10 protein-coding genes are annotated in these 10,625 nt (G+C 66.5%); 4 read left to right on the forward strand and 6 right to left on the reverse strand.

What is annotated here, in order from left to right; genetic code table 11:
• The coding region (locus tag AWC07_RS19460) for a PE family protein (protein WP_139829793.1) at window positions 1-517 on the reverse strand (517 nt) is incomplete at its 3' end.
• 120 nt (window positions 518-637) lie between these two features.
• A complete protein-coding gene (locus tag AWC07_RS19465; RefSeq protein WP_036411211.1) occupies window positions 638-2,956 on the reverse strand; it encodes a DEAD/DEAH box helicase in 2,319 nt (772 codons plus the stop codon).
• Window positions 2,957-3,205: 249 nt separating this feature from the next.
• On the opposite strand from AWC07_RS19465, the gene cspA reads away from it, so the two are divergent.
• From cspA to topA, 3 genes are all read left to right on the forward strand, one after another.
• Window positions 3,206-3,409, forward strand: coding sequence for a cold shock protein CspA (gene cspA / locus AWC07_RS19470; protein ID WP_007772268.1), 204 nt, complete (start codon window positions 3,206-3,208; stop codon window positions 3,407-3,409).
• Window positions 3,410-3,617: 208 nt separating this feature from the next.
• Complete coding sequence (locus AWC07_RS19475) at window positions 3,618-4,196, forward strand: hypothetical protein (RefSeq protein WP_036411213.1); 579 nt, start codon at window positions 3,618-3,620, stop codon at window positions 4,194-4,196.
• Between the two features lie 192 nt (window positions 4,197-4,388).
• Window positions 4,389-7,193: a type I DNA topoisomerase gene (topA, locus tag AWC07_RS19480; protein WP_036411215.1), complete on the forward strand. Its 2,805-nt coding sequence runs from the start codon at window positions 4,389-4,391 to the stop codon at window positions 7,191-7,193.
• A 513-nt stretch (window positions 7,194-7,706) separates the two neighbouring features.
• On the opposite strand, the gene AWC07_RS19485 is transcribed toward topA, so the two are convergent.
• Together AWC07_RS19485 and AWC07_RS19490 are read right to left on the reverse strand one after the other, a co-directional pair.
• Window positions 7,707-7,997 carry a hypothetical protein gene (locus AWC07_RS19485; RefSeq protein WP_036410470.1) on the reverse strand — a complete coding sequence of 97 codons (291 nt, stop codon included), beginning with the start codon at window positions 7,995-7,997 and terminating at the stop codon, window positions 7,707-7,709.
• 144 nt (window positions 7,998-8,141) lie between these two features.
• Window positions 8,142-9,083: a hypothetical protein gene (locus AWC07_RS19490; protein WP_139829794.1), complete on the reverse strand. Its 942-nt coding sequence runs from the start codon at window positions 9,081-9,083 to the stop codon at window positions 8,142-8,144.
• A gap of 393 nt (window positions 9,084-9,476) precedes the next feature.
• Between AWC07_RS19490 and AWC07_RS19495 the strand changes: the two genes are divergently transcribed.
• Entirely contained in the window at window positions 9,477-9,677 is a 201-nt protein-coding gene (locus AWC07_RS19495) for a hypothetical protein (RefSeq protein ID WP_036410465.1), read from the forward strand.
• Between the two features lie 123 nt (window positions 9,678-9,800).
• Here AWC07_RS19495 and AWC07_RS19500 read toward each other — a convergent pair whose 3' ends face one another.
• Both AWC07_RS19500 and AWC07_RS19505 read right to left on the reverse strand, forming a co-directional pair.
• Window positions 9,801-10,097, reverse strand: coding sequence for a helix-turn-helix domain-containing protein (locus AWC07_RS19500; RefSeq protein WP_036410463.1), 297 nt, complete (start codon window positions 10,095-10,097; stop codon window positions 9,801-9,803).
• Window positions 10,098-10,101: 4 nt separating this feature from the next.
• Complete coding sequence (locus AWC07_RS19505) at window positions 10,102-10,443, reverse strand: type II toxin-antitoxin system RelE/ParE family toxin (protein WP_051507835.1); 342 nt, start codon at window positions 10,441-10,443, stop codon at window positions 10,102-10,104.
• Window positions 10,444-10,625: the final 182 nt, after the last annotated feature.

Genomic DNA, 10,625 nt, shown 5'->3' on the forward strand with positions numbered 1-10,625 from the left:
GGGTGGCTGGTTGCTCGGCGACGGTGGCCCCGCCGCTACCCAACAACCCGGCCGCCCCGCCGTTGCCGCCCTTTTGACCGGCCGCGCCCGAACCGCCGGCGCCACCGTCGCCGAGCAACCAGCCACCCGGTGCGCCGTCGGCACCGGTGCCCGGCCCGCCTGGCGCGCCGTTGCCGATCAGCGGACGCCCGGTAAGCGTCAGGAAAGGCGTGTTGATCAAATTGAGCAAGGGCGCAATAGCGGCCTCGGCACTGCTATAGGACACCGCACTGGCGGTCATGGCTTGGACGAACTGGGCGTGAAACGCTTCCGCCTGCGCACTGAGCGCCTGATAGCCCTGGGCGTGCTCAGAAAACAGCGCCGCAACCGCCGCCGATACCTGATCCTCGGCCGCGGCCAGCACTGCCGTCGTCGGGGCAGCCGCAGCGGCGTTCGCCGAACTGAGTGCTGAGCCGAACCTGGCCAAATTCGCTGCGGCCGTTTCCAGCCCCTCCGGCACTGCCATGACAAACGACATGTGACACCTCCCAAAGTTCCTCAAAACCCGCGGCTAGTGCCCGATCGTCGGTGCGGTCGGCAAATTCACCGTACGTGATTTTGACGTGTGTGCAATAGCGTTCGCCGGCATCTGCGCGGCTCATTGGGCGCCCAACTCCGCGAGTACCAGTCGCAGCACCGACACAGCCCCCGCCTTGTCCAGCGGGTCGTTGCCGTTGCCGCATTTGGGGGATTGCACGCACGACGGGCATCCGTGCGGGCACTCGCAGGCCTCGATGGCCGCGGCGGTGGCCTGCAGCCAAGTGCCGGCCCGACGGAAGCCGCGCTCGGCGAACCCGGCTCCGCCCGGATAGCCGTCGTAGACGAAAACGGTGGGCAGACCCTCGGGACCGATCGCGGTGGACAGCCCGCCGATATCACCCCGGTCGCAGCTGGCCACCAACGGCAGCAGCCCGATGGCCGCATGCTCGGCCGCGTGCAACGACCCGGGAATCCGCAGCGTATCAATCCCATTGCGGACCAAGGCATCCGAAGCAACCGAATACATGACCGCAGTCGTGGGCAGCACCTGTTCGGGCATATCCAGCTCGACGAAGTCGATCACCTCTCCGTTGAGCCGACGGCGCAGATATCCGACAACCTGATGGGTGACGGTCACCGGGACCAGGCCCAGGGTGACGGCCCCGAACGTCGACCGCTCGCCCGGACCATTGACCGCGATATCGGTGATCTCGCGCGCGAAGGTCGCATAGCCCGGATCTTCGGCGTGGACGAAGGCGATCCCTCCCTCGAAATCCAGCGAGTCGACGACGTAGCTTTCGCCCTGGTGCAAATACACCGCCCCCGGATGCACGCAAGTCGGTGCCCGGCCCGTGTCAACGCTGCCCAGTAGCCGCCCGGTGTCGGACTCCACGATGACGATCTGGCCGCCGATCGAACCCCGAATGTCCACTGCCGCATGGGGTTCCACTCCCGGGGCCGGGAAGTACTTGCCGCCCCGCCGGCGCAGCAGCCCGTCGTCAACCAGTCCTTGCGCCACCTCCACCGCGTCCAGCGACCGGACCTCGGCCTCGTCGAGGGGTAATTCGACTGCAGCGCAAAGTAATTGCGGCCTCAGAAGATAGGGGTTGCCCGGGTCGATCACCACCCGCTCGACCGGCTTGCCCAACAACGCATCCGGGTGGTGCACCAGATACGTGTCCAACGGATCGTCGTGCGCGACCAGCACCACCAGCGCACCCTGACCGCGCCGGCCGGAGCGGCCCGCCTGCTGCCAGAACGACGCAACGGTCCCGGGGAAGCCGGCCAGCACCACCGCGTCCAGCCCGGCGATGTCGACGCCCAACTCCAGCGCGTTGGTGGTGGCCAGCCCTCGCAACCGGCCCTCGGCCAGCGCGTGCTCCAACGCGGTGCGGTCCTCCGCCAGATATCCCGCCCGATACGACGCCACCAGGCCGGACAACTCCGGGGCGACGTCGTCGAGCCGCGCCCGGGCACCCAGCGCGGTCAGCTCCGCAGCTCGCCGTGACCGCACGAACGTCAGTGTCTGCGCGCCCTCGGCGATCAGGTCGGCCATCAGCCGCGCCGCCTCGGCGCCCGCAGATCGTCGAACCGGGGCGTCGTTCTCCCCGGTCAGATCGGTGCGCAGGGCGGGCTCCCACAACGCCACCGTGCGCGCCCCCTGGGGCGACCCGTCGTCAACCACCTCGGCGACCGGCTGGCCGATGAGTTCCGCGGCGGTCCGGCCGGGGGAGTCCGTTGTGGCACTGGCGAATATCACCGTCGGGCCACCATCCGGCTCAGCCGAGTACCTGGCGCACAGCCGCAATAACCGGCGCAGCACCATCGCTACATTCGAGCCGAAAACGCCACGGTAGTAATGACATTCGTCAACGATCACAAAACGGAGCCGGCGCAACAACACCGCCCAGCGGGCATGGTTGCGCAGTATCGACAGGTGCACCATGTCCGGATTGGAGAACAGCCAACGCGATCGTTCGCGCGCAAAGCGCCGCACCTCGGCGGGACTGTCGCCGTCGTATGCGGCGGGGGCGACGTCGTCAAGGGGGACGGCGGCGGTCAGCGCATGGGCCGCACGCAACTGGTCCTGGCCCAGTGCTTTGGTGGGCGACAAGTACAGCACCCGGGCGCGGGAATCCGTCGCCAGCGCGTTGAGCACCGGCAGCTGGTAGGCCAGTGACTTTCCCGACGCCGTGCCGGTGCTGACCACCACATGCCGGCCCTCGTGCGCCAGCTCGGCGGCTTCCAGCTGGTGCGACCACGGGGTGGTGATGCCACGGTCGACGAACGCGCGAACCACGTTGGGAGCGGCCCATTCCGGCCAACCGGTTGGTCGGCCAAGCCGCGGCGGCAGCTCGGCGACGTGGCGCAGCGGAGACTCGCCGGGCGGGGTGCCGGCGAGTGCAGCGGCGAGCAGTTCGCTGCCGAAACTCGCCATTTACGCACCCTTCGAAAACTCGTCCATGACAGAAGTCTGTCGCCGACGCGACGAACATGGTTGACTGATTGCGGTCGCAGCTTCTGTGTTCGTGTCAAACTTTCGCAGGATCGACGTTGCGGCCGCGGTTCCTGCGAGGTTATCGGTCGGGTTAAGTTCCGGCGACTCTGCGAGGTATGGCGGTCGCAGCTTGGCCCGGGGCACCGAGAGGCGGTGCACCGCACCCAGAAGAAAAGGAAAGATCAAGAAATGCCACAGGGAACTGTGAAGTGGTTCAACGCGGAGAAGGGGTTCGGCTTCATCGCCCCCGAGGACGGTTCCGCGGATGTGTTTGTCCACTACACGGAGATCCAGGGTTCGGGCTTCCGCACCCTCGAAGAGAACCAGAAGGTCGAGTTTGAAATCGGCCACAGCCCTAAGGGCCCCCAGGCCACCGGAGTCCGCTCCCTCTGACCCGAGCGGACTCTGACGAACCCCCCGGCGCAGTCCCGCACAGCGGGTCGGGCCGGGGGGTTCTCGTTATCTCAGGTGCACCGGGTGCGCCCGGTGGCGCCAGCAGGCGCAAGAGCCGACCTCGCCCGGGGCCATGCGGCACCGCACCTGGCCGCCGCGCCGGATACGCAGCCGCCACGGATCGACTCGCTGGCCTACTGTCGGTGGCGTGAGCCAGCTTTCCTTCTTCGCCGCGGAGTCCGTGCCGCCCGCGGTGGACGATCTTTCCGGAGTGCTGGCGGCCTCGGGCCAGATCGTCCTGGTCGGCGCGGGTGCCCGGCTGTCGGTGGTCGTCAGCGAACTGTGGCGAGCCGTCGCTCTCGCCGAGATGATGCGCGAGGCCGGCCTGGTCGCTGAGATCGCCCGAACCGACGAGGACACCCCCCTGGTGCGCACCGCCGCAGATCCCACGCTGCGTCCGATCGCTGCCGCCTGGACCCGCGGTGCGGTCAAGACGGTGCCCCCGCGATGGCTGCCCGGGCCGCGGGAGCTGCGGGCGTGGACGCTGGCGGCCGGCAGCCCGGAAGCCGACCGCTATCTGCTCGGCCTCGATCCACACGCTCCCGACACCTATTCGCCGCTCGCGTCGGCGCTAATGCGGGTCGGTATCGCGCCCACCCTGATCGGCACCCGAGGCGCCCGGCCGGCGCTGCGGATCAGTGGCCGGCGCAGGCTATCGCGCCTGGTAGAGAACGTGGGGGAACCTCCGGACAGCTCCGATGCGTTGGCTCAGTGGCCACGGGTCTGAGGGCCCGCCGGCGCTGGTCTCTCGGGTAGCCGGTTTGCGCAGGCGCGCCCAAGGGTGCGAAATTGTCAGGTGCCCACGGGCGAGGGGACGGCGGCGTACCGAATTTCACCTGAGATTCAGTTCCGGTCTGGCACTCTTCCTACCGGGGCGGTTCCGTGGGGAGCCAGGATCAGAGATGGAGCGTAAGCGCAGTTGGCTGAGCCGAAGACTAGGGGCCCTGGAAGCTCCGGTAGCCGTAGTAGCAGCGGCAACGGGAGCGGCCGGCGACTCGTCATTGTCGAGTCGCCCACCAAGGCGCGCAAATTGGCCGGCTACCTGGGGCCCAGATACATCGTCGAGTCGTCGCGAGGCCACATCCGCGACCTGCCTCGGGCGGCCGCCGACGTGCCCGCCAAGTACAAGTCCGAGCCGTGGGCCCGGCTCGGGGTCAACGTCGACGCCGACTTCGAACCGCTCTACATCATCAGCCCGGAGAAGAAGAGCACCGTCAGCGAACTGAAGGGCCTGCTCAAAGACGTCGACGAACTCTATCTGGCCACCGATGGTGACCGTGAGGGCGAAGCGATCGCCTGGCATCTGCTGGAAACCTTGAAGCCGCGCATCCCGGTCAAGCGGATGGTCTTCCACGAGATCACCGAGCCCGCCATCCTCGAGGCCGCCGCCAACCCCCGCGAGCTGGACATCGACCTGGTTGATGCGCAGGAAACCCGGCGCATCATGGACCGGCTCTACGGCTACGAGGTCAGCCCGGTGCTGTGGAAGAAGGTCGCGCCCAAGCTGTCGGCGGGCCGGGTGCAGTCGGTGGCGACCCGAATCATCGTCCAGCGCGAGCGCGACCGGATGGCGTTCCGCAGCGCGTCGTATTGGGACATCGTTGCCACGCTGGACGCCAGCGTGTCCGACCCGAAGGCCCAGCCGCCCACCTTCGCGGCCCGGCTGACCGCTGTGGACGGCCGAAGGGTCGCCACCGGCCGCGACTTCGACTCACTAGGTCAGCTGCGCAAAGGCGCGTCCGGTTCGCCGGAGGTCGTCGTCCTCGATGAAGCGAGCGCCACCGCGCTGGCCACGCGTCTGGACGGCGCGCAGCTGACCGTGGCGTCGGCGGAGGAAAAGCCCTACACCCGGCGCCCGTACGCGCCGTTCATGACGTCGACGCTGCAACAGGAGGCGGGCCGCAAGTTGCGGTTCTCCTCCGAGCGCACGATGAGCATCGCGCAGCGCCTCTACGAGAACGGCTACATCACCTATATGCGTACCGACTCGACGACCCTGTCGGAGTCGGCGATCAACGCGGCGCGGACTCAGGCGCGTCAGCTCTACGGCGAGGAGTACGTGGCCACCGCGCCGCGTCAGTACACCCGCAAGGTGAAGAACGCCCAGGAGGCGCACGAGGCCATCCGGCCCGCCGGTGAGACGTTCGCCACCCCGGACGCGGTGCGCCGGGAACTCGACGGGGACGAGTTCCGGCTCTACGAGCTCATCTGGCAGCGCACGGTGGCCTCGCAGATGGCCGATGCGCGCGGTACCACGCTGAGCCTGCGGATCGAAGGCATGGCCGGCGAGCAGCAGGTGGTGTTCGCCGCGAGCGGCCGCACCCTGACCTTCCCGGGCTTCCTCAAGGCCTACGTGGAGACGGTGGACGAATTGGTCGGCGGCGAAGCCGACGACGCCGAGCGGCGGTTGCCGCAGCTGAGTCCGGGCCAGCGGCTGGCCGCAGTCGAGTTGACGCCAGACGGGCACGCCACCAATCCGCCCCCGCGCTACACCGAGGCCTCACTGGTCAAAGCGCTCGAGGAGCTGGGTATCGGGCGCCCGTCGACGTATTCGTCGATCATCAAGACCATCCAGGACCGCGGCTACGTGCACAAGAAGGGCAGCGCCCTGGTGCCGTCCTGGGTGGCATTCGCCGTAACCGGTTTGCTGGAACAGCATTTCGGTCGCCTGGTCGACTATGATTTCACCGCGGCGATGGAAGACGAGCTCGACGCGATCGCCGCCGGCACCGAGCGGCGCACCAACTGGCTCAACAACTTCTACTTCGGCGGCGAGCACGGTGTGGCTGATTCAGTGGCCCGCTCCGGGGGTTTGAAGAAACTCGTCGGCATCAACCTCGAAGGCATCGATGCGCGAGAAGTCAACTCCATCAAGCTTTTCGACGACGCGCAAGGCCGTTCCGTCTACGTTCGGGTGGGCAAGAACGGGCCGTACCTGGAGCGCATGGTAACCGGCGACAACGGTGAGCCGGCACCGCAGCGTGCCAACCTCGACGACTCGCTCACGCCCGACGAGCTGACCCTCGAGGTGGCCGAGCAGCTGTTCGCCACCCCGCAAGAGGGACGCGTGCTGGGTGTCGACCCGCAGACCGGCCACGAGATCGTCGCCAAGGACGGGCGTTACGGGCCGTACGTCACCGAGGTTCTCCCGGAACCGGCGGCCGAGCCGGCCAAGAAGGGCAAGAAGCCCGCCGCCAAGCCCCGCACCGGCTCGCTGCTGCGCAGCATGGATCTGCAGACCGTCACGCTCGAGGATGCGCTGAAACTGCTGTCGCTGCCCCGGGTGGTGGGCGTGGATCCCGAGTCGGGTGAGGAGATCACCGCGCAGAACGGGCGTTATGGCCCATACCTGAAGCGCGGCAAGGATTCTCGTTCGTTGGCGACCGAAGACCAGATCTTCACCATCACCCTCGACGAAGCGCTCAAGATCTACGCTCAGCCGAAACGTCCTGGGCGGCAAAGCGCTTCGGCTCCGCCGCTACGTGAACTGGGTACCGATCCGGCATCGGGCAATCCGATGGTGATCAAGGACGGGCGGTTCGGGCCCTACGTCACCGACGGTGAGACCAACGCGAGCCTTCGTAAGGGTGACGACGTCGCGACGATCACCGACGAACGCGCCGCCGAACTGCTGGCCGACCGACGGGCCCGCGGCCCGGTCAAGCGGACCGCCAAGAAGACCGCGCGTAAGGCGCCGGCTAGGAAGGCCGCCAAGCGTCCTTAGCCAAATTCGCCAGCGAGCCAACAGCTCTGGCGTCTCCCGCCGGTGATCTGACTGGTCCGCGCCGCGCCCATCACATCTTTCACATGGATACCGCTCCTTTGCTCAAACCTCTTGTGATGGCGGGCGTTCGGGGGATGTCTCAGGTGCTCACCGAATCGGCTGTCGTGCCACCGTATCGAGTGTGCGGTGACGGCTTCGACTGTGTATGTAGGGGTGTGAACGTCCGCGGTCGGCCCGCCCTGAGCGCACTCTCGGCGCCGTCAGCGCACTCTCGGCGCCGTCAGCGCCAGCCCACGATTTCCATCTCCCCACACCGGGGCGCAGCCCTACGGCCGTTTTGAGCGACAAGCCAAGGTGACCAATGGATTTGTCGCTGAAACGCGGGCATAGCTAACACCCCAAACCCGGGAAGTCTCGTGTGAGAGCAGTTGCGTCCTGGAACCCACGACACTAGATCGGCACTGTCTTACGCGTAGGCACTGTTCTGGCACACCATCTCGGCGCCGGCAAGTGCTAGCGCCAGCTGGCTGCGGTGCTGTACGCCGAGTTTGCGGTAGGTGTTGGTGAGACGGCCGCGAGTTCGCGTGCCCGGGACACCTCGCCGACTTCGAAAAGGACCTGCGCGGCATCGGCTCGCCAATGCGCGAACCCGGGGTTGGTGAACCCGTGTTCCGATAGTGTCCGTCCACAGTTCTGGTAGTCGGTCAGCGCGTCGTGGAGCCGGCTTTGCCGCCAGCGCAGTCTGGCGCGGGCCAGGAGGGCAACGTGGTCGAGGAGCATCTGCACGGTGGCCGGTCGTTCCATCCCACGCTCAGCAGGATGGCCTGTGCCTCGGCGAGCTCTCCCCGCGCGACCAGTGCATCGATGAGAACGGCTGCGGCCAACTGTATTTCGGGGATTGTGGAGAGTTCGTGCAAGTCGAGCGCGGCCCGTCCGGCCTCCTCGGCCTCATACAGCCGGCCGGCGTAGAACGCCCCGTGCGATCGCAGCGTCGACAAATACCGGTATCCGCCGATGTCCCCGTTCTCTTGAGCGAGCACGATGCCGCGGTCGAGAAGTTCCAGCGCGTCGGCGTGGTGGTCGGTGATCGACATTGCGGCGCTTGCGAAATTGACGATTATCTAAGGTGTCCGGGCCGGTGGACAGCGCACCCTTGGCGGCTCGCTTTGCCGCAGCGAAGGTTTCGTCCGCGGATCGTACCCCGGACGTGGCGAAGCAGAAGGCCAGCGACGCGTCGATCAGCCGCGCGGTGTCATCGGCGACATCATCGGTTCGCGCAATGCGCTCCAGCTGGTCGATCCTTGTGGTCGGTGGCTCCATCGCGGCTAGCCCGGCGACCAGCAGGGTGAGATACCCTGGACGCCGGAGGAATTCGGCTTCTCGGGCACCGAGAATGTGCCGCGCAGCGTCATAGCAGGCGGTGACCTCCGCGCCGTGGCCGGCACGAAAGAGCACCAGGGCCCGCTGCAGGGTCAATTCCGCCCGCACATCCGGGTCGTCGACCAGATCGGCTGCCGAGCGCAGGACATCGGCGGCCTCGACGAGTTTGTTCCCCATTGCCAGTGCTTGCGCGAACTCGATCATGATCCCCAGCCGGTCGCCGGCATCCGGTGGTTCGGCCAGTGCCCGCCGCAGACAGGATGCCGCGATCTCGGGTGCGCCGCGGCCCAGGGCACTAGCGGCCGCCGCGCGCAGCTGTTCGACGATTCGCGGATCGCTTTCCGGTGCGGTCGCCAGCAAATGCGGCACGAGGTCTTCTGGCGATACGCCGGTGCTCCCGAGCAGGACGGCAGCGCGTTTGTGTTCGATGCTGCGGCGCAGATCGGTGCCGTCGGCGTAGATCACCGTGCGCACCAACGGGTGTCGTAGCGAGATAGGCCGGGTCCGCATGATGATGTCCTCGGCGGCGAGGGCCTCGCCGGCTGCCGCCGCCTCGTCTGGTTACCGAACAGCAGGTTCTATTCGGCAGCGCAGCGGCGATTTCAGCACCCGCAACAACGCACCACCGCGGGCTCGGCACAACAGTGATGGCGGCAATCGGCCACATCCACATCCGGCTGCCCGAGCCCCGACCGGCATATCCCCGGCGGGAAACCAGCTATTTCGAGGCGGCGCGGATGTCTCGCGAGATGGACCACCTGTGACGGCGCCACGCGATTCGTCAACAGGCTGCCGGGGCTTCAAGGGACCCCCTAGTTGCCTACACCACCACAGCCGACGGGCGCCGCAAGCGGATCTACGACAAACCGAGCCACCCCATGGCAATGCCTACAGGCATCGAATATGCTTGACGCCCAACACCTCTCGGTCGTAGCCGCACAGGTCTACGGGCTCAACCCGGCCGACCTGACCCGCCAGATCAACGCCATCCAGATGCAGCTACTCGACCTGGCCAAGGCCAAGACCGAAGCTCTCTCTACCGCCCACCACCTCAACCTGGAAGCATTGCAACCGTCAATCAACCGATTGGCCAAGACAAAGTAGCGCAAGCCCCCCACGCGCTCACCTTGCGTGAGGCACCAGCCACTGCGCCGAGTTGGTCTCGTACTGGCGAATCGCATTTCCTTCTGGTGACTCATGTTTCACGTACCTTCACCGGACTATTGGTTAGGCGGCGTCGATGCTGATGGTGAGTCGTTGACCGCAGGCGCGGGCGAGGCGTTCGAGCAGCTCGACGGTCGGGGTGCGGGCGCCAGATTCGATGGCTGCGATCGCCGACTGCGTAGTGCCCATCTTGCGGGCGAGTTCTGCTTGGGTAAGTCCGGCGACCTCGCGGGCGCGGTAGGCGATCTCGGCCAGTTCCATTGCCAGGCCCGCGGCGGCGTATGCCTCGTCGAACACGGCTTGATCGTCGAGGTCAAGTTCGGCGAGGATCTGCTCGCGCCGGTTGGTGTAGCTGCTCATCGGTTCACTCCTTGCCTTGGCGTCGGCGTAACACATTGCGTGCGCGCCGCACCTCCTTGCGTTCATTGCTGCGTTGCTTGCGAAACGTAGTGAGAGTGATGACGCGCTGCTCTGGCTCCACGGTGTACGTAATGCGTTGATTGACCTGCTCGCACCGAAATCGCAGTTCCCACAATTGCTCGTCGAGCTTCCGACTATGCGGCATCCGCAACGAGGTGCCGCGTACTGCGAGCAGATCCAGCGCCCGGATCGCCTGCGCTTTGGCCTTTACGGACAAGGCCTGGAGCCATTCGTCCACCTCTTCGCTCAATTCGATGTGCCATGGCTGATCGTCTTCGTATGACACTAAGGAAGTATATTGAATTCGCTATATCGCGTCAACGCGATATAGCGGCCTGCCGGCACGCAGGACCGCATATCGAAGAACGCCGCATCATCCAACTAGGGACCCCTAGCGGGAGTTTCCGCCCTTGATGCCTGATCAGCGTTGTTTGTGCTGGTCAGTGGTGGTTTTTTGGGTTGGTGGGT

Source organism: Mycobacterium gastri, assembly GCF_002102175.1.
GTDB lineage: Bacteria > Actinomycetota > Actinomycetes > Mycobacteriales > Mycobacteriaceae > Mycobacterium > Mycobacterium gastri.